The organism is Actinoplanes sp. NPDC051388 (assembly GCF_055586225.1).
In genome coordinates this window covers 35,245-53,382 of sequence record NZ_JBVJIP010000005.1, presented here as the reverse complement: position 1 = coordinate 53,382, position 18,138 = coordinate 35,245, and the positions used below count along the sequence as shown (strand labels likewise).

Genomic DNA, 18,138 nt, shown 5'->3' with positions numbered 1-18,138 from the left:
GCCTCGCACTTTGTCGGTCGCAAGTCGTCAGTTACAAGGCGAAATCCGCGGAGCGGAGCGGAGCCAATAGCTCAGTGATTGACATCTCCGGCCGGGCCTGTTGACTTTGCCGTAGGTCACACGTCCTACGGAGGTCAGCGATGAGCCGCGAGGTCAGCACCGTTCTGTCCGGGTTCTGCTATCTCGAGGCGCCGCGGTGGCACGACGGCCGGATCTGGTTCTCCGACTTCTATCTCCACCAGGTCTTCTCCGTGCTGCCCGACGGCTCCGACCAGCGGGTCGAGGCCCAGGTGGAACACCAGCCGTCCGGACTCGGCTGGCTGCCGGACGGGCGGCTGCTCGTCGTCTCGATGCGCGACCAGCGAGTGCTGCGGCGCGAGGCGGACGGCTCCCTGGTCACCCACGCCGACCTGTCCGCGCACCTCACCGGCCATGCGAACGACATGGTGGTGGACGCGGGCGGGCGGGCGTACATCGGAAGCTTTGGTTTTGATCTGATGGGTGGCGGCGAGCTTGCGCCGTCGCGCCTGGTCCGTGCCGACCCGGATGGCACGGTGACCGTGGTGGCCGACGACCTGTGGTTCCCGAACGGCAGCGTGCTGAGCGGCGAGACGCTGATCGTGAACGAGACGTTCGGCAATCGGGTGACCGCGTTCGACGTGGCGGCGGACGGCTCGCTGGAGAATCGGCGGGTCTGGGCCCGGTTCGGCGACCTGCCCACCGAGACCGCGATCGACAAGGTGCTGCCGCAGGTGGTGGTCGCCCCGGACGGCTCGTGCCTGGACGCCGAGGGCGCGCTCTGGGTTGCCGACGGGCTCTTCGGGCGGGCGCTGCGGGTGCGCGAGGGCGGCGAGATCCTCGACGAGATCAAGCCGGACAGCGGCGTCTTCGCGGTGGCGATCGCCGGTCACCGGCTCTATCTGTGCGCGGCGCCGGACTTCAACGAGCACGCCCGTGCGGCGGCGCGCGAGGCACGGCTGCTGGCGGTCGACGTGCCGGTGCCCGCCGCCGGGTAGCGTCTGGATCATGTCGTTCAATGACTCTGTGATCGAGAAGTTCCATGCCCGCGACGGTGTCGTCGGTGAGCACTGGGAGGGCAAGACCCTGGTGCTGCTGCACACCAGGGGGCGCAAGTCCGGCAAGGAGTTCGTGAACCCGCTGGTGGCGGCGCCGGACGGGGAAGCGTACGTGGTGTGCGGCAGCATGGGCGGCGCCCCCGACGACCCGGAGTGGGTGGCGAACCTCGAGGCGGCCGACGGCCCGGTGGACGTGGAGATCGGCACCGAGACCAAGCCGGCCGACGTGACCGTGGTGCGCCCGGGCACCCCCGACTGGGAGCGGCTCTACGGCGTCTGGCGGGCATACTGGCCGGACGCCGCCGACTACGAGACCAAGACCGATCGCAAGTTCCCGGTCGCCGTCGTCAGATTCCGCTGAGCTCGGCCTTCAACTCCTTCTCGAAGAAGTCGAGGAAGCCGTCCGGGTCGGGTCCGGCGTTCTGCAGCACGATGTGGTCGAAACCGGCGTCCGTGTACTCGCGGACCGCGTCCACGTACGGCTGCGGGTCGGGCCCGACCGCGAACTGGTCCCGGATGTCCTCGGCCCGGACCGTCTTCGCGGCGGCCTCGAAGTTCGCCGGGTTCGGCAGCTCGCTCATCACCTTCCAGCCGGTCAGCGCCCACGCGGTGGTCTTCAGCGCCTCCTCCACGCCGGCCTGCTCAGTGGTCGCCCAGGCCATCGGCACCTCGGCATAGCGCGGCCCGTTGCCCCCCTTCGCCGTGAACGCCTCGACCAGATCCGCGCGCGGCTCAGTGGCGAACAGCCCGGTCCCGTGGGTGGCGGCGAGTTCGGCGGCGTCCTTGCCGCCGGCCGCGACCGCGATCACCGGCAGCTTGTCGGGCAGGTCGAACACCTGGGCGTCCTCGAGGTGCAGGTGCTTGCCCTGATAGGACTGATAGCCGCCCTGCCAGAGCAGGTTGATGATGTCCAGCGCCTCCCGCAGGCGCTCGTGGCGCCCCCGCACGCTGGGGAAACCGAGGCCGACCACGTGCTCGTTGAGCCGCTCCCCCGCGCCGATGCCGAGCGTGAAGCGGTCGTCCGAGACGATCGCCAGCGTGGCCGCGGCCTGCGCGACGATCGCCGGGTGATAGCGGACGGTCGGACAGGTCACGCCGGTGGCCAGCCCGAGGCTCTCGGTGCGCGCGGCAATGGCGCCCAGCACGGTCCAGGCGAACGGCGAGTGCCCCTGCACGTCCAGCCACGGGTGGTAGTGGTCGCTGATCTCGACGAAGTCGAAACCGGCCTGCTCGGCGCGGACGGCCTGCCGGATCAGTTCCTTGGGGCCGAAGCCCTCGGCGGAGAGTTTGTATCCGAAGCGCATGCTCTCCGGCTTCCCCGACCGGCACCGGGCAAACTTGCGACATGCGCTTCTCCACCTCGTTCACCGTGCCCGCCGAGCCCGCTGTGGTCTACGCCCATCTGATGGACCCGGCGAGTTATGTGGGGCTGGCGCCGCTGGTGGTCGCGGTCCGCGATGTCCACCGCACCGAGTCGGACATCACCTATGTGGCCGTCGAGCGTTTCCACCTGGGCCCGTTCCACTGGGACAACCCGATCCGGGTGGTCATGAACGGTGTGCCTCATCAGGTCACCAGCAGGGTGGTCAGCCCCGGCGGCGTGCGGCTGGACGCGACCGTCTCGCTCTCGCCGGCGCCCGGCGGCTCGACCGCCACCGAGGACGTCGATGTGCGGGCGCCCTGGATCCTGCGCCGCTTCGTGCTCGCCAAGGCCCGGGAGGCCGCCGCCGGGCGGGCCACCGAGCTGGCCCGCCGCTTCGCCTGACCCGTCAGCCAGCGGCCCGGCCCGTCAGCCAGCGGCCCGGCCCGTCAGCCAGCGGCCCGGCCCGGCCCGGCCCGGCCCGTCAGCCGACGCGTTGCAGGGCCTGCTCGCGGCTGCGCGCGACCCGCGATCCGGACTCACGCCGGGTCATCCGGCGCACCACCGGCGGCGCCACGAGCAGGCCGACCAGGGTCCACGCGCCGAGCATCACCGCGGTTGCGACCGGCCGCCAGGACGCGCCGAGCTCGACCGCGGCGTCCGGCAGCAGCGCCGAACGCATGCCGAGGCCGAGCCAGTAGACCGGGAAGGCCTGGGCCACCCACTGCAGCCAGGCCGGGAGGGCGCTCAGCGGGGAGAAGATGCCGGAGATCGCGATCAGGCCGAGGACCGGCACGGACAGCAGGCCCGCGCCTCGCGAACCGGACAGCACCGACCCGAGGATGGCCCCGACCGCCTGGGTGGCGGGCAGTCCCAGCGCCAGCACCCAGGCCATGGTGAGCGGGCGCACGCCGCCGGGCAGCAGCACCGCTCCCCCGGCGAGCAGGATCGCCAGATATGCCAGCACCGTCGCGGACACGGTGAGGTGCTTGCCGATCAGGTAGCCACGGATGCCGTGCGGCGTGGCCCGGGCCCGCAGCAGGGTGCCGTCCTCGCGGTCGGCGGTGAGCTGCTGCGCGATCAGCAGCGTGCCGAAGGCGACGAACATGCCCAGCGTGCCGGGCAGCACCAGGGCTCCCCAGCGCAGATCGGTGCCGTCGATCCGGCGGTCGCGCAGCAGGAACAGCGCCACCAGCGTCACGGCCGGCCAGAACAGGTTGCCGATCAGCTCGCCGCCGGTGAAGGACTGGCGCAGCTCGATGCGCCCCTGCGCGAGGCCCTGGCGCAGCGCCGTCGATTTGATCATGCCGCGGACCGGCGCGCCAGCGCCAGGTAGGCGTCCTCGAGGGAGGCGCGGCGCACCTCGAGGTCGCTGATCGCTTCGCCGTGCTCGCGGAACAGGGTCCGGACGAACGCGATGGACCCGGCTCGCTCGATGGATCGGGAGAATTGCCGCCCGGCCACGGTCCACCCGACGTGGTCCCGGCCGGCGATCTGCTCGGTGAGCTCGTCGACCGTGCCGCCGGCCACGATGCGTCCACCGCCGAGGATCAGGATGCGGTCCGCCAGCCGGCCGGCCTCGTCCATGTCGTGCGTGGTCAGCAGCACGGTGGTGCCGTGGTCGGCGGCCAGACGCCGGACCAGGTCGTGGAATTCGTGGCGGGCCTCCGGGTCGAAGCCGGCGGTCGGCTCGTCCAGGAACAGCAGCTCCGGGCGGCCCACGATGCCGATGGCGACGTCCAGGCGGCGGCGTTGCCCGCCGGAGAGGCTGCGGATCCGCTGCCGGGCCTGCGCGGAGAGGCCGACGGCGGCGATCAACTCGTCCGGGTCGGCCGGGCGCGGGTAGTAGCCGGCCTGCTGGGCGAGAAGCTCACGCACCCGCCATTTGCCGTGGTCGCGCCAGGACTGGAGCACGATGCCGAGGCCGGCCCGCCACCGCTCGTCGCCGCGGGCCGGGTCGGCGCCGAGGACCGTCACCCGGCCGGCGGATCGGGCGCGGAAGCCTTCCAGGATCTCGATGGTCGTGGTCTTGCCGGCGCCGTTCGGGCCGAGCAGGCCGAGGATCTCCCCGCGGCGGACCTCAAAAGTGACGTCGTGCAGGACGTCCTTGCTGCCATAGCGCATCCGCAGACCGTCGACGTCCACCGCCGGGTCAGCCCGCATCATGCGCTCTTTCGACGCGGGCGGCCAGGGCGGCTCGGTCGATGCCGGCGAGCGCTCTGGCGGCCGGTCCCACCTCGGCTTGCAGGACCGCCAGGAGCAGGTGGGCCGGCCGCGGTGCCGCGCCGGCGGCGAGCTTGGCCGCGCGCTCCAGCGCCAGCTGTACGCCCGCGCCCAGCTGCGGCAAGCGGTGCGGGTCCGGGGTGGCCCGTGGCAGGTCGAAGCTCGCCGGCGAGACGCCGACCGTGCCGAGGCTGTGCGTGAACTCCCGATCGAACAGCTCCCGGATCGACCCGCGCTCCAGCCCCGACGCGGCGAGCGCGCTCGCCACCGCGGTGCCGGGCTCGGCGAGCGCGAGCATCAGGTGGCGGACCTCCACTGTCGCCGAGCCGTCCTGCCGCGCCTCGTCGGTGGCCCGGCCGATCACGTCTTTCACATGCTTGTCGAACCCGAGCACGGTCATCGCCTCCGCAGCGTCACACCGGCGGCGACCAGCCGCTTGAAGTGCTTCTTGTGCACGGCCTGGCGGGTCACGCCCAGCGCCTCGGCCACCCGCGGCCAGCCCCAGCCGGCCCGCATCGCCTGCTCGACGGCCGCGTCCTCGAGCTCGTCCGCGAGCCGCCGCAGGGCAGCCACGGCCGCCAGAGCATCAGCGGGATCCTGCATCGTGTCGTCAGGCACTTAGCAACCGTAGTTGACTAACCTCTTCTTAGTCAACCTGAGTTGCTAACTCGACAAGCAGGGTGGCGCGGCGAAATCGTCATCACTTCTTGCGCAGCCGGAGGACCGCTCGGTCGTCCTGGATGGCGACTATCTGGAAGATCTGGTTGTTGAGCTGCTGGACCGTGCCCTCGGTGCCGGTCAGCGTGCTGGAGAAGCCGTCGCCGGTCGTCTTGGAGATGGTCACCTCGCCGTCCCGGACGGTGACCTGGACAGCGCCGAGGCCGCCGGCGTTCGGCAGCGAGTCGCCCGACTCGACGATGACCTCGCACGCACCGTCCGAACAGGACTTCAGCTTGGTGCCGTTCGCCGCGGTGAACGGCGCCCGGCTCGGCGAAGCCGGCGGCGGTGCGGCCGAGGGCGTCGGCGGTGCGGGTGGGGCGGATGGCGCCGGCGGCGCGGTGGTGGCGGCGCTCGATGTCGGGGTGGCGTCGTTCCCGGCCCTGCACCCGGCGGCCGGGAACGAGGCCGCGAGCACCGCGGCCAGCACGGCCGATCTGAATCCTCGATGTTTCATCGAGGTGCAGGGTGCCGTCTCGCCGGGGCCGGGCGGTGGCGGTGACCGGTACCGGCCACCGTCGTCGAGGTCAGGACCAGGCGATCTCGCCGTCGCGGTCGACGAAGCGGCCGGAGGCGTGGCCCGGACCCTCGGTGGCCAGGGCGACGATCGCGTCGGTGCCCTCGGTGACGGTCTGCGGACCGCTGTTGCCGTTCAGGTCGGTCGCCGTGTAGCCGGGGTCGGCCGCGTTGATGCGGATGTCCGGCAGGGCCTTGGCGTACTGGGTCGTGAGCATGGTCAGCGCCGCCTTGGAGGCCGTGTACGCCGGAGCGATCGCCTTGGACTCGGGCCGGGACGGATCGTGCGTGGCGGCGAGCGAGCCCATGGCGCTGCTGACGTTGATGATCACCGGGTCGGCGGACCGGCGCAGCAGCGGCAGGAAGGCCGTGGTGGCGCGCACGACGCCGACCAGATTGACGTCCAGCACGGCGAGCACGTCGGCGCCGGTGAGCCCGGCCGGGTCGCCCATCGGGCCCTGCACGCCGGCGTTGTTGATCAGCACGTCGATCGCACCCTCGTGCCGTTCGACGTCCGCGGCCGCAGCCGCGACCGACTCGTCGTCCGTCACGTCGATCAGGACGAAGCGGGCGCCGAGCTCGTCGGCCGCCGCGCCGCCCGCGTCGGCGTCCCGAGCGCCGAGCAGCACGGTGTGACCCTGCTCGATGAGGCGGCGGGCGGTCTCGCGACCGAGCCCCTTGTTGGCTCCGGTGATGAAGGTGATCGTCATGAGCCCATCGTCGACACGACCCGGGGCACCTGCCAGGGACGCCGTGACGGTAGGAGAACCGTTACCACCCTGGGCGCCCGGCCACGCGTGACAATCGAGTCATGACCAGTGACGGCACCGAGCTCGGCGCGACCCTGCGGGCCTGGCGCGATCGCCTCTCCCCCGCGGCGGCCGGGCTGCCGAGCGGGCGTTCCCGCCGGGCCGCCGGGCTGCGCCGGGAGGAGCTCGCCGAGCTCACCGGGATCTCCGTCGACTACGTCGTGCGCCTGGAACAGGGCCGATCGACCACCCCGTCGGCGCAGGTGGTGGCCGCGCTCGCCCGCGCGCTGCGACTCACCGCCGCGGAGCGTGACCATCTCTACCGGCTGGCCGGGCTCGTCCCGCCCGCCGACGGCGAGATCTCCGACCACATCCCACCCGGCGTGCACCGGGTGCTGAGCCGGCTCGGCGACTCGGCCGTCGCGGTGTTCGCCGCGGACTGGCAGCTGATCTGGTGGAACCGCGCCTGGTCGGCGCTGCTCGGCGACCCGTCGCCGGCGCACCCGGCGCGGCGAAACTTCGCCCGCGACACGTTCCCGATCGACGACGCCGGTCCGAGCCTGTCGCGGTGGCCGGTGGTCACGCGTGCGCACGAGACGGTGGAGGCCGCCATCGTGTCCGACCTGCGCCGGGCGACCGGCCGCTTCCCGCACAACGACCGCCTGACCTCGCTGATCCGGCTGCTGAACAAGGGGAACCAGCGCTTCGCGCGGCTCTGGACGGCCGGCGAGGTCGGCGCCCACCGCGAACAGCACAAGATCGTCGAACACCCCGCGGTCGGCCCGATCACCCTCGACTGCGACGTCCTGACCGACGGCGACGCCGAACTGAAGATCGTGATCCTCACCGCCGCCCCGGACACCGAGGACGAGACCAAGCTGCGCCTGGCGATCGTGTCCGGCACTCAGGAGCCGGTCTTGCGGGCTCGATAGGCGTGCACCGCGGCGCGGTTGCTGCAGCCCGCGTCGCAGAAGCGTTTCGAGCGGTTCTTGGAGAGGTCGATCAGGACGTCGTCGCAGTCCGGCATCGCGCAGATGCGCAGCCGGCCCAGTTCGCCGTCGCGGACCACGTCCACGAAGGCCATCGCGGCCTCCACCGCCATCCGGGCCGCCAGCGGCGCGTCCAGGTCGGTCGCGTGCAGGTGGTACGGCCAATGGTCGTGCCGCACCAGCTGCGGCAGCGCGCTCGACTCGCGGAGCAGCCGGTTCACGATCGCGACGACCTCGTCCTCCTCCGCCTCCCACAACCGCCGCAGCCGGGGCCGCAGAGCCCGCACCGCGCGCAGCTCGGCGACCGTGTGGTCGTGCCTGCCGGTCCAGCCCCAGGTGACATAGAACTCGTCCAGCGCGGCCACGTCGGGCAGCAGCTCACCGTCGCTGCCGGTGGTGTTCACCAACGCGACCGCGCCCGCCAGAGCCTCCTCGGTGTCATTAGCAAAGACCACGTTGACTCCTGTCGCCCCGCACTCTAGTGTCATGAGCATAGCAACCGATGACCAATGACAGGATGAAGGAGTCGACGATGCGTCTCGGCCTCGGCCTGGCCCTGCTGTCCGCCGCCACGTTCGGCACCTCGGGCGTGTTCGCCCGCTCGCTGATCGAAGCCGGCTGGACGGCCGGCTCGGCGGTCGCCGCGCGGGTCGGCATCGCCGCGCTGGTGCTCGCGCTTCCGGCGATCATCGCGCTGCGCGGCAAGTGGCACGTGGCCCGGCGGTCGCTGGCGTCGATCGGGCTCTTCGGACTCTTCGCGATCGCGGGCACCCAGGTGGCTTATTTCTACGCCGTGCAATACCTGCCGGTGAGCGTGGCGCTGCTGCTCGAATACTCCGGCATCCTGGTCGTCGTGCTGTGGATGTGGGCGGTGCACGGCCAGCGCCCGCAGCGGCTCACCGTGATCGGCGCCGGCGTCGCGCTGGCCGGTCTGGTGCTGGTGCTCGACCTGGCCGGTGGCGGGCGGATCAACCCGATCGGCCTGATCTGGGGCGCGATCGCGGCGGTCGGGCTGGCCATCTATTTCATCCTCTCCGCCCGCGTCGACCCCGAGCTGCCGTCGATCGCGCTGGCCTCCGGCGGCATGGCGGTCGGCGCGGTGCTGCTGGGGCTCGCCCTGGTCACCGGGCTGCTGCCGATGGGCGCCACGTTCGAGGTCGTCGACCTCGCCGGGCGCGAGGTGAGCTGGCTGGTGCCGATCATCGGCCTGTCGGTGGTCGCGGCCGGTGTGGCGTACGTGGCCGGCATCGGCGCCGCCCGCCTGCTGGGCGCATCGCTCTCCTCCTTCGTCGGCCTCACCGAGGTGATGTTCGCCGTCCTGTTCGCCTGGCTCCTGCTGTCCGAGCTGCCGACCTGGGTGCAGGCGGTCGGCGGCGTGCTGATCGTCGGCGGCATCGTGCTCGTCCGCCTCGGCATGGACCGGCAGACCGCGGAGACCCCAGCCGCCGAGCCCGCCAAGGAGGCACTTCCGCTGGGCGGAAGCATCTGATCGCGCCCAGCCGGGTCGTCTGCATACGGTCCGGGTTTCCGGCATGTGGGGAGCGGTTCTGATGGGTCTGCTGGACGGCGGCGCGTGGCAGGGCAAGATCTGGACCGGCGCGTGGACGGACGGTGCCGGCGGCGCCTATCCGGTGATCGAGCCCGCGACCGGCGACACCATCGGCGAGATGGGCCTGGCGACGCCGGCCGACGTCACGGCCGCCGGCGCCCGCGCCCGCCAAGCGCAGCGCGAGTGGGCGGCGACGCCGTTCGACCAGCGGGCCGCGGTGCTGCGCAAGGCCGGCGACGTGCTGATCGCCAACGCCGGGGAGATCAAGGACTGGCTGGCCCGGGAGTCCGGCGCGATCCCGCCGTTCGGCGACTTCCAGGTGCACACCAGCGCCCAGGAATGCTACGAGGCCTCGGCGCTGCCCTCCCACCCGTACGGGGAAATGCTGCGCAGCGCGATGCCCCGCCTCTCCTTCGCGCGCCGCGTCCCGGCCGGCGTGGTCGCCGTGATCGCGCCCTTCAACGTCCCGACGATCCTGGCCATCCGGGCGGTCGCCCCGGCTCTCGCGCTGGGCAACGCGGTCATCCTCAAGCCGGACCCGCGCACCGCGGTCAGTGGCGGCGCCCTCTTCGCGCGGGTGTTCGAGGAGGCCGGTCTGCCGGCCGGCGTGCTGCAGGTGCTGCCGGGCGGCGCCGAGGTGGGCGAGGCCCTGGTCACCGACCCGGCGGTGCGGGTGATCGCGTTCACCGGCTCGACCCGGGCCGGCCGTGCCGTCGGCGAGCTGGCCGGCCGCCATCTCAAGCGTGCCCATCTCGAGCTCGGCGGCAACTCGGCGCTGATCGTGCTGCCGGACGTGGACGTCGCCGCGGCGACCTCGGTGGGCGCGTTCGGCACGTTCGCGCACTCCGGCCAGGTCTGCATGGCCACGTCCCGCCACCTGGTGCATCGGGACATCGCCGAGGAGTACACCGCCCAGCTCGCGGACCGGGTGGCCAAGCTGCCGGTGGGCGACCCGTTCCGCGACCACGTGGCGCTCGGCCCGCTGATCGACGCCGGTCAGCGCGACCGGGTGCACGGGCTGGTCACGGCGAGTGTCGAGGGCGGCGCCACGGTGCGCACCGGCGGCACCTACGAGGGCCTGTTCTATCGGCCGACGGTGCTGGGCGACGTGCCGGTGGAGACGCCGGCCTATGCGCAGGAGATCTTCGGTCCGGTCGCGCCGGTGACCCCGTTCGACTCACTGGACGAGGTCGCTGCGCTGGCCGCCGGCACCGAATACGGCCTGTCGCTGGGCATTTTGACCAGGGACGTCTACGCCGGACTGGAGCTGGCCGAGCGGATCCCGGCCGGCCTGGTGCACATCAACGACCAGACCGTGAACGACGAGGCGGTCGCGCCGTTCGGCGGGGTGGGCGCCTCCGGCACCGGCTCCCGGCACGGCGGCCCGCAGGCGAACATCGAGGCGTTCACCGAGACCCAGTGGGTCACGGTCCGCGGCGACCTGCCCACCTATCCCTTCTGATTCCGGTCCGGCTAATCCCGGCCCTGCCAGGTCGTGATGCAGGCCTCGTTGCCCTCGGCGTCGGCCAGCACCCAGAACGCCGGGGCGTGCTCATCGGAGACCAGCCTGCCCCCGGCGGCCAGCGCGGCCGCGAGCCGCCGGGGAGCCTCGTCGTGCGGCACGCAGACGTCGAAGTGCAGGCGGTTGCGCTGCGGCCGCGGCTCGTCCATCTGCTGGAACCAGATCGCCGGGCCCTGACCCGCCGGGTCGGCGAGCGCGCCGTCGCCCTCCTGCGCGTAGCCCAGCAGCGCCTTCCAGAACGGCCGGACCGCGGCGATGTCGAGCGCGTCGATGCCGACCTCGAGCGTCTGCACCCGGGGCTCGGTGCGAAGCCCGGCCGCGGTGATGCGATGGGCCAGGTCGATGTCCAGGGTGGTGATCCGGCCGGTCGCCAGCGTCTGCAGGGTCAGGACCACCCGATCGGCTCGGAGGTCGGCGCGCAGGTGCCCGTCGGCGTCGTCGCCGCACGCCGCGACCGCCCGCGCCGCCACCTCCGCGGCCTGGGCGATCGATCCGACCGGCACCGACGCGCGGAAGGCGCCGAGCAGAAAGCGCCAGCCCTGTTCCTCGACCGCGTCCGAAGCCTCGCGCCGGGTGCCTTTCATGCGTCTCCCAAGATCGTCAAGGCAGGGTGATCAGGCCGTCCACCGCGGCCGGGCGCTCGCAAGTGGTGGTGATCGGGGCGCCGGTCAGGATCGCCTCCATCACGTCGAGCACGTGCAGGGCCACGTCGTCGCCGGTGCGGTGCGGGCGGCCGGCGGCCACCGACTCGGCCAGGTCGAGCAGGCCGATGCCCCGGCCGCCGTCGGCATAGCCCGCGCTCGGCGGCAGCACGGTCCACTCCAGACTCTCCCGGGTGAAGAGCCGCACGTCGCCGACGAAGTAGTTGGGGTCGGGCACCGACAGCGAGCCGGTGGACCCGTAGATCTCGATCCACGGCAGGTGGGTGGCCCACACGTCGAAGCTCATCAGCAACGTGGTCAGGGCGCCGCTCGCGTGCCGCAGCAGCCCGGTGATGTGCGTGTCGATGGCGACCGGAAAGGTGATGCCCTCCTTGGGGCCGCTGCCGATCAGCCGCTCGTCGCGGGGCCGCGACGACATGCCGGCCACCTCGGTCACCGGGCCCAGCAGGTGGATCAGCGACGTCAGGTAGTACGGGCCCATGTCCAGCAGCGGGCCGCCGCCGGGCTGGTAGTAGAACTCCGGGTCGGGGTGCCAGCGCTCGTGGCCGGGCACGGTCATGAAGGCGGTGGCGGCGTGCGGCACACCGATCGCGCCGCCGTCGACGGCCGCCCGGGCGGTCTGCACGCCGGTGCCGAGCACGGTGTCCGGGGCGCAGCCGGCACGCACCCCGGCGGCGGCCGCGGCGGCCACCACGGCACGGCCGTCGGCGCCGGTGGCGGTCAGCGGCTTCTCGCCGTACACGTGTTTGCCGGCCTTGATCGCGGAGAGTGCCACCGGCGCGTGCTGTGCCGGGGTGGTCAGGTTGAGCACGACGTCGACGTCCGGCGACGCATAGAGCTCGTCCAGGGACATGACTCGAGCGCCGTCGTGCTGGTCGGCCAGCTGCTGGGCCCGGCCCAGGTCGAGGTCGGCCACCGCGGTGACCGACAGTTGCGGCAACCGGGCCAGCATGGCGCTGTACTGCCCGCTGATCTTGCCGGCGCCGACCACGCCGACCCTCATCGCGCCGCCCACAACAGTCCCCGCTCGACGATGGTGCGCACGTTGGAGTCCTCGAGGATCTCGACCCGGTGTCCCGGCGTGGCGACGAAGACGCGGCCGCGGCCCCACTGACGGGTCCAGATCGCCGGGCATCTGATCGGCCGCGACCAGGCGCCCCACGGCCGGGTCGCGGTCGTCGTGGTGGCCAGCACGTCGATGTAGTCGTCGGTCAGCACCCAGTATTGCTCGGTCTCCAGCTCGAAGTCGCCGACGCCCTTGGTGATCGGATGGCCGGCCGCGGCCGGCGTCATCTCGATGGTGTGCCGCACATAGTTGTCGGCCTGCTCGCCCGTCCGCTCCCCGGGCGGCATCTTCGCCGCGTGGGTGGCGAACTGCCCGCCGATCAGCTGCAGATAATCCGAGCTCGACCGGTACGCGTCGCAGATGCCGCCATGCCATCCGGCCAGCCCGGTGCCCGCCTCGACCGCACCGATCAGCCCCTCGAGCTGCTCGGGCGTGATCGTCGACATGGTCATGCACTGCACCACGAGGTCGGTGCCGGCCATCAGCTCGGCGTCCGCATAGGGCTCCGGCGAGTCCGCGACGGTGACCGCGAAGCCCTCCGCGCGCAGATGGGGGATGAACAGATCGGTGGCCTCGACGGGCTGATGCCCGTCCCAGCCACCGCGAACCACCAGGGCGCGACGCTCGTCGGTCATATTTCCTCCACGTGGCAGGCGTGTGAGCAGGATAAGCGCCCGCCGATCATTCGTGGGTGTGACGAACGCCGCCGTCGTGGGCCATCAACGTCGCCGCGGGCGGCCGCCGCCACTAGGGAACGGCCGGGAGGTTCGCCACCGAGGCTGCCAGGGCCTCCTCGGAGAACTCGTGGTCGACCATGTCGCCGGCCAGGAAGCGGCCGTAGGCGGGCAGGTCCAGGTGCCCGTGGCCGCACAGCGCGGTGAGGATCACCTTGGGCTCGCCGGTCTCCTTGCAGCGCAGCGCCTCCTCGATGCAGGCGGCCAGCGCGTGTGTCGGCTCGGGCGCCGGCACGATGCCCTCGGTGCGGGCGAAGCGCACGCCGGCCTCGAAGCACTCCTTCTGCGTCTTGGCCACCGCCTCGATCAGCCCGAGCTCGTAGACGTGCGAGATCAGCGGCGACATGCCGTGGTAGCGCAGCCCGCCGGCGTGGATCGGATCCGGGATGAAGTCGTGCCCGAGGGTGTGCATCTTCATCAGCGGCGTCATCCCGGCGGTGTCGCCGAAGTCGTACGCGTAGACGCCCCTGGTCAGCGACGGGCAGGCGGACGGTTCCACCGCGCGGATCACCGGCGCCATCGTGCCGGCCAGCTTCTCGCGCAGGAACGGGAAGGCGAGCCCGGCGAAGTTCGAGCCGCCGCCGGTGCAGCCGACGATCACGTCCGGCGTCGCGCCCACCTTGGCCAGCTGCAGCAGCGCCTCCTCGCCGATGATGGTCTGGTGCAGCAGCACGTGGTTGAGCACGCTGCCGAGCGCGTAGTTGGTGTCCGCGTGCTGCGCCGCGACCTCGACCGCCTCGCTGATCGCGATGCCCAGCGAGCCGGGCGAGTCCGGGTGCGACTCGAGAATCTTGCGGCCCGCGGCGGTCAGGTCGGACGGCGACGGGTGGATCGTGCCGCCGAACGTCTCGATCATCATCTTGCGGTAGGGCTTCTGGTCGTAGGACGCGCGCACCTGCCAGATCTCGCACTCCAGCCCGAACTGCGCGGCCGCGAACGCCAGCGCGGTGCCCCACTGCCCGGCGCCGGTCTCGGTGGTGAGCCGCCGGATGCCCGCCTGCGCGTTGTAGAAGGCCTGCGGCACCGCGGTGTTCGGCTTGTGCGACCCGGCCGGCGAGACACCCTCGTACTTGTAGTAGATCTGCGCCGGGGTGCCGAGCGCCTTCTCCAGCCGGTGCGCGCGGAACAGCGGCGACGGACGCCAGAGCCGGTAGACCTCGAGGACCTCCTCGGGAATGTCCACATACCGCTCGGCGGTGACCTCCTGCTGGATCAGCGCCATCGGGAACAGCGGCGCCAGGTCGTCCGGGCCGACCGGCTGCAGGGTGCCCGGGTGCAGCACCGGGGGCGGCGGCGCGGGCAGGTCGGGGACCAGGTTGTACCAGCGGCGCGGCATCTCGGACTCGTCGAGCAGGATCTTCGTGGCGGTCATGGACCGATCATCTGCCAACCGGGCGGCTCGCGGCAGGGCGGAACACGCTAATGTCCACCGGCTGTGGCACTTCTGCGGAACCCGCGGGCTCAGGACGCGCTGATCGCGGCCGTCCTGGCGGCCCTGGCGCTGGTGCCGGCCCTGAACACCGGCGGCACCATGCTGGGCGAGCTGCCGCCGCGGCCGATGGACGCGCTCGCGGTGCTGCGTTCGCGGTGCTGGTCGGCGCGTGCTGGGCGCTGGGCGAGCTGCGGCAGCTGCTGGACGTGCTGCACACGTCGCCGGCCGGGCGGATCGGTGAGCTGGTCGAGCAGGCCCGGGCCGCCGGGCAGCGGGTGGAGCTGGCCGCACCGGCTTCGTGACGATCCTGGGCGCGCAGCCCGGCATCGAGGTGGCCGGTGAGGCGTCGGACGGCGAGTCCGCGGTGGCGACCGCCCGCCGGGTGCGGCCCGACGTGGTGGTGATGGACGTGCGGATGCCGGTGCTGGACGGCATCGAGGCGACCCGGCGGCTGGCCGGGCCGGGTGTCGCCGACCCGGTGAAGGTGCTGGTGGTGACGACGTTCAACGTCGACGAACACGTCTACGAGGCGTTGCGGGCCGGGGCCAGCGGCTTCCCTGCTGAAGGACGCGCGGCCGCAGGAGCTGATCGACGCGGTGCGCACGGTCGCGGCCGGCGAGGCGTTGCTGGCGCCCGCGGTGACCCGGCGCCTGGTGGGCGACTTCGCGACCCGGCTGCGTCCGGAGGCGCCGGGCGCCGCGGCCGGGCTCGACCGTCTGACGCCGCGGGAGATGGAGGTGCTGCGGCTGATCGCCGGCGGCTGACCTGCCTCGCCGCCGCCTGGCTCCTGCTCCGCCGCGAGAAGCGCTCAGCTCCGGCCCCGGCCGGCCGATGAGGGAGTGCGTGGAGACCATACGGCGACCTGGGTGGCACACCGCGGATACGAGACCAGACGAAACGCCTCCCGGGCATAGGGTCTCTTCCGTGGACACTGCCGCATACCGTCGGACCGGGTTCTTCGTGGTCGCGCTCGCCGCTCTGCTGGCCGCCGCCCGGCCGGACGCCCGCGGATGGGTGGTGGCGCTGCTGTTCGTCGCGTTCATCGCCACCGCCGCGGTGTGGGTCTCCGGGCAGTACACCCAGGGGCTCGGCGACCGGCAGACGGTAGTGCCGCTGTGGCTGTGGTTCGTGCTGCTGGTGGCCGGCGCCGGGCTGATCGTGCTCTACACCCGCACCGGCTGGGGCGGCACCGCGCTCGGCGGCCTGTTCGTGATCTATCTGCTGTTCGGCAGCGCGGTGGCGGCGTTGCGGCAACGCGACTTCCGGCCCTGGTGGCTCGGCTTCGGACTGTCCGCGCTGGCCACCGTGATGGCCTTCGCCGGGGCCACGCTGGTGTGGCTGACCAGTGGCTGGCCGATGGTGGGGGCCGGCGCGCTGCTCGGGCTCGGGCTGCTGGTGGTGCTGCCGATCGGGATCGCGCTGTCCTCCGAGCGGACCGTGCGGGCGTTGCAGGAGCGCATCGGCGGGGCGGTGGTGCTGGGCGGCTTCGGGCTGGCCGTGCTCGGCGGCACCGGCTGGCTCGCGGTGCGGCTCAGTCACTCGTACCTGATCCTCTGGGTTCTGGCGGTGATCGCCGTGCTCGTGGTGGCGGTGGCCTCCGCGACGCAGGCCGACGTGGTGCTGGTGGTCGCGCTGGTCGCGCTGATGGGGGTGACGCCGCGCCCGGCCGGCGAACCGGAGAGCCTGCGCGCGGACGGCGGCTCGCGGGTGCTGGTCGCATTGGGCGACTCCTACATGTCCGGTGAGGGCGCCGAGGTCTATTACGCGGGCACCGACGAGGCCGATCCGGCGAACGGCGACCAGTGCCGCCGCGCGCCGACCGCCTGGGCGGTGGCGGTGTCCCAGTCGCCGTCCTTCGACGGCCTGCGCTTCCTGGCCTGCTCCGGCGCCCGCACCTGGAACGTGCTGCCGAAGCCGCCGGCCAACCCGGACGCCGAGGTCACGCTGACCCGCAAGGGCGTGCCGGGCGAGGCGGCCGACCGCAACGACCCGCTCACCCAGCTGGACGAGTACCGCGCGGAGAACCCCGGCGGCGCGAAGTTCACGCCGGCCATGGTGGTGCTCAGCGTCGGCGGCAACGACTCCGGCTTCTCCACCATCGGCCAGATGTGTCTCGCACCGGGCTACTGCAACGAGCGCGCCGACCTGTGGACGTCCTCATTGGACCAGGTGGCGCGCAACCTGCGGGCCACCTATGTCGCGGTGGACGACACCTTCCCGGGTGTGCCGGTGGCGGTCGCACTCTATCCGGACCCGATCCAGCTCACCGGCAGCTGCAACCAGCTCGCCCTGTCCCGCCGCGAGAAGGAGTTCCTGCACTCGTTCGTGGACCAGCTGAACGGCGTGATCACCCGCACCGCCACCGAGTTCGGCTTCCACGTGGTCGAGGACATGCCCCGGGCGCTCGCCGCCGAGCACCTGCAACTGTGCGACCCGGCCAACGACGGGCGCCCCGGCCTGAACTTCGTCGAGCTGCGCTCGGTGCGCGGCGGCGCGGAGGAGCGCTACGACCCGCGGAACTGGTCGCACAGCAGCCTGCACCCCAACGAGCGCGGGCACGCCGCCATGTCCCGCGTGTTCCAGTCCTGGCTGGCCCGCCAGCCGGCGCCGCTGGCGGCCCGGCTGCCGATCTCGCCGGAGGCGGCGCTGCGCAAGCAGGCGGCGCTCGACGCTCAGGCCGGCAAGACGAACGCGCAGGCGCTGACCGAGGCGCGCGCGGCCAGCCCGGTCTGCGATCTGGGCGACCAGTTCCGGGCGGGCACCTGCCGGCCGCAGGGCACCGAGTGGGCGCTGCACCAGATCGGCCGGATGCTGGTGGCCGGCTGGGGACTGGCCGCCGCGGCGGTCACCGCGTTCGGCGCCTGGCTGGTGGCGGTCGCGTTCTTCGCCTGGCGGCGCCGGGCTCAGGCTTCGGCGCGCCAGAAGACGTAGCCGCCGAGCGGGCCCCGGCGGTGGCCGCGGCCGGTCTCGGTGACGTTCGCCAGGGCGGCGTCGCGCATGACGGCGAGCATCCGCTCGGGGATGTTGCCGTCGAGCCGCGGGTGCCGGTGGCCGGTGCCGTCGGCGTCGACCAGGTGCAGTTGCCCGCCGGGCCGCAGCACCCGCCGGACCTCGCGCAGGGCGCTGAGCTTCTCGGCCGCGTCGAGGTGATGCAGCATGTAGGACGACAGCACCCGGTCGAAGTGCCCGTCCGGCAGCGGCAGGTCGCCGGCGAAGGCGCGCTCGAACCGGATCGGCAGTTTCGCGCGGGCGGCCTTGCGGCGGGCTCGGCGCAGCCCGGCCGGGTCCGGGTCGATGCCCAGCGCGTCCACTCCCGGGGTGCGCCGGCCGAGCGCCCGCAGCAGGTTTCCGGTGCCGCAGCCGATCTCCAGCACCCGGTGGCCCGGCTCGACGCCGGCCCGGTCCAGCAACTCGTCGTGCAGCCGGGGCACGCCGGCCAGGCGGGTGAACGGGTCATAGAGGAACAGCATCCAGTGCCGGCCCATCGCGGGCAGGTAGTCCCGCTCGGCCATCCGACTATCTTTGGTCATGGCATCAGCCTCG

The 18,138-nt window shown here is 72.6% G+C and carries 21 protein-coding genes and 1 pseudogene; 9 read left to right on the top strand and 13 right to left on the bottom strand.

What is annotated here, in order from left to right; genetic code table 11:
- The first annotated feature begins 140 nt into the window (after positions 1 to 140).
- Positions 141 to 1,016 (top strand): SMP-30/gluconolactonase/LRE family protein, encoded by an 876-nt coding sequence (locus tag ACZ6TI_RS14485; protein ID WP_465345509.1) that lies wholly within the window; start codon positions 141 to 143, stop codon positions 1,014 to 1,016.
- A 10-nt stretch (positions 1,017 to 1,026) separates the two neighbouring features.
- Complete coding sequence (locus ACZ6TI_RS14480; RefSeq protein WP_465345508.1) at positions 1,027 to 1,437, top strand: nitroreductase/quinone reductase family protein; 411 nt, start codon at positions 1,027 to 1,029, stop codon at positions 1,435 to 1,437.
- On the opposite strand, the gene ACZ6TI_RS14475 is transcribed toward ACZ6TI_RS14480, so the two are convergent.
- On the bottom strand, positions 1,424 to 2,380 hold the full coding sequence (locus ACZ6TI_RS14475) for a TIGR03557 family F420-dependent LLM class oxidoreductase (RefSeq protein ID WP_465345507.1): 957 nt from the start codon (positions 2,378 to 2,380) through the stop codon (positions 1,424 to 1,426). The genes ACZ6TI_RS14480 and ACZ6TI_RS14475 overlap by 14 nt on opposite strands.
- Positions 2,381 to 2,421: 41 nt before the next feature.
- On the opposite strand from ACZ6TI_RS14475, the gene ACZ6TI_RS14470 reads away from it, so the two are divergent.
- The gene (locus ACZ6TI_RS14470; RefSeq protein ID WP_465345506.1) at positions 2,422 to 2,841 is read left to right on the top strand and encodes an SRPBCC family protein; all 420 of its coding nucleotides are present in this window, start codon (positions 2,422 to 2,424) and stop codon (positions 2,839 to 2,841) included.
- A 79-nt stretch (positions 2,842 to 2,920) separates the two neighbouring features.
- Here ACZ6TI_RS14470 and ACZ6TI_RS14465 read toward each other — a convergent pair whose 3' ends face one another.
- From ACZ6TI_RS14465 to ACZ6TI_RS14440, 6 genes are all read right to left on the bottom strand, one after another.
- Entirely contained in the window at positions 2,921 to 3,742 is an 822-nt protein-coding gene (locus tag ACZ6TI_RS14465) for an ABC transporter permease (RefSeq protein ID WP_465345505.1), read from the bottom strand.
- Positions 3,739 to 4,599 (bottom strand): ABC transporter ATP-binding protein, encoded by an 861-nt coding sequence (locus tag ACZ6TI_RS14460; RefSeq protein ID WP_465345504.1) that lies wholly within the window; start codon positions 4,597 to 4,599, stop codon positions 3,739 to 3,741. Before ACZ6TI_RS14460 ends, ACZ6TI_RS14465 begins: the two co-directional genes overlap by 4 nt.
- Positions 4,589 to 5,059, bottom strand: coding sequence for a Clp protease N-terminal domain-containing protein (locus ACZ6TI_RS14455; protein WP_465345503.1), 471 nt, complete (start codon positions 5,057 to 5,059; stop codon positions 4,589 to 4,591). Before ACZ6TI_RS14455 ends, ACZ6TI_RS14460 begins: the two co-directional genes overlap by 11 nt.
- A complete protein-coding gene (locus tag ACZ6TI_RS14450; RefSeq protein WP_465345902.1) occupies positions 5,056 to 5,262 on the bottom strand; it encodes a hypothetical protein in 207 nt (68 codons plus the stop codon). The genes ACZ6TI_RS14455 and ACZ6TI_RS14450 overlap by 4 nt, the downstream gene beginning before the upstream one ends.
- Positions 5,263 to 5,359: 97 nt before the next feature.
- A complete protein-coding gene (locus ACZ6TI_RS14445) occupies positions 5,360 to 5,833 on the bottom strand; it encodes a hypothetical protein (protein WP_465345502.1) in 474 nt (157 codons plus the stop codon).
- Positions 5,834 to 5,903: 70 nt separating this feature from the next.
- Complete coding sequence (locus ACZ6TI_RS14440) at positions 5,904 to 6,602, bottom strand: SDR family NAD(P)-dependent oxidoreductase (RefSeq protein WP_465345501.1); 699 nt, start codon at positions 6,600 to 6,602, stop codon at positions 5,904 to 5,906.
- A gap of 101 nt (positions 6,603 to 6,703) precedes the next feature.
- On the opposite strand from ACZ6TI_RS14440, the gene ACZ6TI_RS14435 reads away from it, so the two are divergent.
- The gene (locus tag ACZ6TI_RS14435) at positions 6,704 to 7,573 is read left to right on the top strand and encodes a helix-turn-helix domain-containing protein (protein WP_465345500.1); all 870 of its coding nucleotides are present in this window, start codon (positions 6,704 to 6,706) and stop codon (positions 7,571 to 7,573) included.
- Here the strand turns inward: ACZ6TI_RS14435 and ACZ6TI_RS14430 are convergent.
- Positions 7,546 to 8,085, bottom strand: coding sequence for a CGNR zinc finger domain-containing protein (locus ACZ6TI_RS14430; RefSeq protein WP_465345499.1), 540 nt, complete (start codon positions 8,083 to 8,085; stop codon positions 7,546 to 7,548). The two genes, ACZ6TI_RS14435 and ACZ6TI_RS14430, sit on opposite strands and share 28 nt — an antisense overlap.
- A gap of 47 nt (positions 8,086 to 8,132) precedes the next feature.
- Here ACZ6TI_RS14430 and ACZ6TI_RS14425 point away from each other — a divergent pair, with 47 nt between their 5' ends.
- Together ACZ6TI_RS14425 and ACZ6TI_RS14420 are read left to right on the top strand one after the other, a co-directional pair.
- Entirely contained in the window at positions 8,133 to 9,119 is a 987-nt protein-coding gene (locus tag ACZ6TI_RS14425; RefSeq protein ID WP_465345498.1) for an EamA family transporter, read from the top strand.
- 43 nt (positions 9,120 to 9,162) lie between these two features.
- Positions 9,163 to 10,641: a benzaldehyde dehydrogenase gene (locus tag ACZ6TI_RS14420; protein WP_465345497.1), complete on the top strand. Its 1,479-nt coding sequence runs from the start codon at positions 9,163 to 9,165 to the stop codon at positions 10,639 to 10,641.
- Between the two features lie 11 nt (positions 10,642 to 10,652).
- Here the strand turns inward: ACZ6TI_RS14420 and ACZ6TI_RS14415 are convergent, their stop codons facing one another.
- The 4 genes from ACZ6TI_RS14415 to ACZ6TI_RS14400 all read right to left on the bottom strand — a co-directional run bounded on the left by ACZ6TI_RS14415 (position 10,653) and on the right by ACZ6TI_RS14400 (position 14,535).
- Positions 10,653 to 11,285: a VOC family protein gene (locus ACZ6TI_RS14415; protein ID WP_465345496.1), complete on the bottom strand. Its 633-nt coding sequence runs from the start codon at positions 11,283 to 11,285 to the stop codon at positions 10,653 to 10,655.
- 16 nt (positions 11,286 to 11,301) lie between these two features.
- Positions 11,302 to 12,366 (bottom strand): Gfo/Idh/MocA family protein, encoded by a 1,065-nt coding sequence (locus ACZ6TI_RS14410; protein WP_465345495.1) that lies wholly within the window; start codon positions 12,364 to 12,366, stop codon positions 11,302 to 11,304.
- Positions 12,363 to 13,064 carry a ThuA domain-containing protein gene (locus tag ACZ6TI_RS14405; protein WP_465345494.1) on the bottom strand — a complete coding sequence of 234 codons (702 nt, stop codon included), beginning with the start codon at positions 13,062 to 13,064 and terminating at the stop codon, positions 12,363 to 12,365. The genes ACZ6TI_RS14410 and ACZ6TI_RS14405 overlap by 4 nt, the downstream gene beginning before the upstream one ends.
- Positions 13,065 to 13,176: 112 nt before the next feature.
- Entirely contained in the window at positions 13,177 to 14,535 is a 1,359-nt protein-coding gene (locus tag ACZ6TI_RS14400) for a TrpB-like pyridoxal phosphate-dependent enzyme (protein ID WP_465345493.1), read from the bottom strand.
- 215 nt (positions 14,536 to 14,750) lie between these two features.
- Between ACZ6TI_RS14400 and ACZ6TI_RS14395 the strand changes: the two genes are divergently transcribed.
- From ACZ6TI_RS14395 to ACZ6TI_RS14385, 3 genes and pseudogenes are all read left to right on the top strand, one after another.
- A complete protein-coding gene (locus ACZ6TI_RS14395) occupies positions 14,751 to 14,897 on the top strand; it encodes a hypothetical protein (protein ID WP_465345492.1) in 147 nt (48 codons plus the stop codon).
- Positions 14,894 to 15,356: pseudogene (locus ACZ6TI_RS14390) on the top strand (response regulator); the annotation flags it as partial. The gene ACZ6TI_RS14395 and the pseudogene ACZ6TI_RS14390, both read left to right, overlap by 4 nt.
- 163 nt (positions 15,357 to 15,519) lie before the next feature.
- Positions 15,520 to 17,526 (top strand): GDSL-type esterase/lipase family protein, encoded by a 2,007-nt coding sequence (locus ACZ6TI_RS14385; RefSeq protein WP_465345491.1) that lies wholly within the window; start codon positions 15,520 to 15,522, stop codon positions 17,524 to 17,526.
- On the opposite strand, the gene ACZ6TI_RS14380 is transcribed toward ACZ6TI_RS14385, so the two are convergent.
- Complete coding sequence (locus ACZ6TI_RS14380; RefSeq protein WP_465345490.1) at positions 17,499 to 18,125, bottom strand: class I SAM-dependent methyltransferase; 627 nt, start codon at positions 18,123 to 18,125, stop codon at positions 17,499 to 17,501. The genes ACZ6TI_RS14385 and ACZ6TI_RS14380 overlap by 28 nt on opposite strands.
- Positions 18,126 to 18,138: the final 13 nt, after the last annotated feature.

Excerpts from the sequence above, each read along its gene's own strand:
- ACZ6TI_RS14485 (WP_465345509.1), top strand. The coding sequence starts at position 141 with ATGAGCCGCGAGGTCAGCACCGTTCTGTCCGGGTTCTGCTATCTCGAG.
- ACZ6TI_RS14480 (WP_465345508.1), top strand. The coding sequence starts at position 1,027 with ATGTCGTTCAATGACTCTGTGATCGAGAAGTTCCATGCCCGCGACGGT.
- ACZ6TI_RS14475 (WP_465345507.1), bottom strand. The coding sequence starts at position 2,380 with ATGCGCTTCGGATACAAACTCTCCGCCGAGGGCTTCGGCCCCAAGGAA.
- ACZ6TI_RS14470 (WP_465345506.1), top strand. The coding sequence starts at position 2,422 with ATGCGCTTCTCCACCTCGTTCACCGTGCCCGCCGAGCCCGCTGTGGTC.
- ACZ6TI_RS14465 (WP_465345505.1), bottom strand. The coding sequence starts at position 3,742 with ATGATCAAATCGACGGCGCTGCGCCAGGGCCTCGCGCAGGGGCGCATC.
- ACZ6TI_RS14460 (WP_465345504.1), bottom strand. The coding sequence starts at position 4,599 with ATGCGGGCTGACCCGGCGGTGGACGTCGACGGTCTGCGGATGCGCTAT.
- ACZ6TI_RS14455 (WP_465345503.1), bottom strand. The coding sequence starts at position 5,059 with ATGACCGTGCTCGGGTTCGACAAGCATGTGAAAGACGTGATCGGCCGG.
- ACZ6TI_RS14450 (WP_465345902.1), bottom strand. The coding sequence starts at position 5,262 with ATGCAGGATCCCGCTGATGCTCTGGCGGCCGTGGCTGCCCTGCGGCGG.
- ACZ6TI_RS14445 (WP_465345502.1), bottom strand. The coding sequence starts at position 5,833 with ATGAAACATCGAGGATTCAGATCGGCCGTGCTGGCCGCGGTGCTCGCG.
- ACZ6TI_RS14440 (WP_465345501.1), bottom strand. The coding sequence starts at position 6,602 with ATGACGATCACCTTCATCACCGGAGCCAACAAGGGGCTCGGTCGCGAG.
- ACZ6TI_RS14435 (WP_465345500.1), top strand. The coding sequence starts at position 6,704 with ATGACCAGTGACGGCACCGAGCTCGGCGCGACCCTGCGGGCCTGGCGC.
- ACZ6TI_RS14425 (WP_465345498.1), top strand. The coding sequence starts at position 8,133 with ATGACCAATGACAGGATGAAGGAGTCGACGATGCGTCTCGGCCTCGGC.
- ACZ6TI_RS14420 (WP_465345497.1), top strand. The coding sequence starts at position 9,163 with ATGTGGGGAGCGGTTCTGATGGGTCTGCTGGACGGCGGCGCGTGGCAG.
- ACZ6TI_RS14415 (WP_465345496.1), bottom strand. The coding sequence starts at position 11,285 with ATGAAAGGCACCCGGCGCGAGGCTTCGGACGCGGTCGAGGAACAGGGC.
- ACZ6TI_RS14410 (WP_465345495.1), bottom strand. The coding sequence starts at position 12,366 with ATGAGGGTCGGCGTGGTCGGCGCCGGCAAGATCAGCGGGCAGTACAGC.
- ACZ6TI_RS14405 (WP_465345494.1), bottom strand. The coding sequence starts at position 13,064 with ATGACCGACGAGCGTCGCGCCCTGGTGGTTCGCGGTGGCTGGGACGGG.
- ACZ6TI_RS14400 (WP_465345493.1), bottom strand. The coding sequence starts at position 14,535 with ATGACCGCCACGAAGATCCTGCTCGACGAGTCCGAGATGCCGCGCCGC.
- ACZ6TI_RS14380 (WP_465345490.1), bottom strand. The coding sequence starts at position 18,125 with ATGACCAAAGATAGTCGGATGGCCGAGCGGGACTACCTGCCCGCGATG.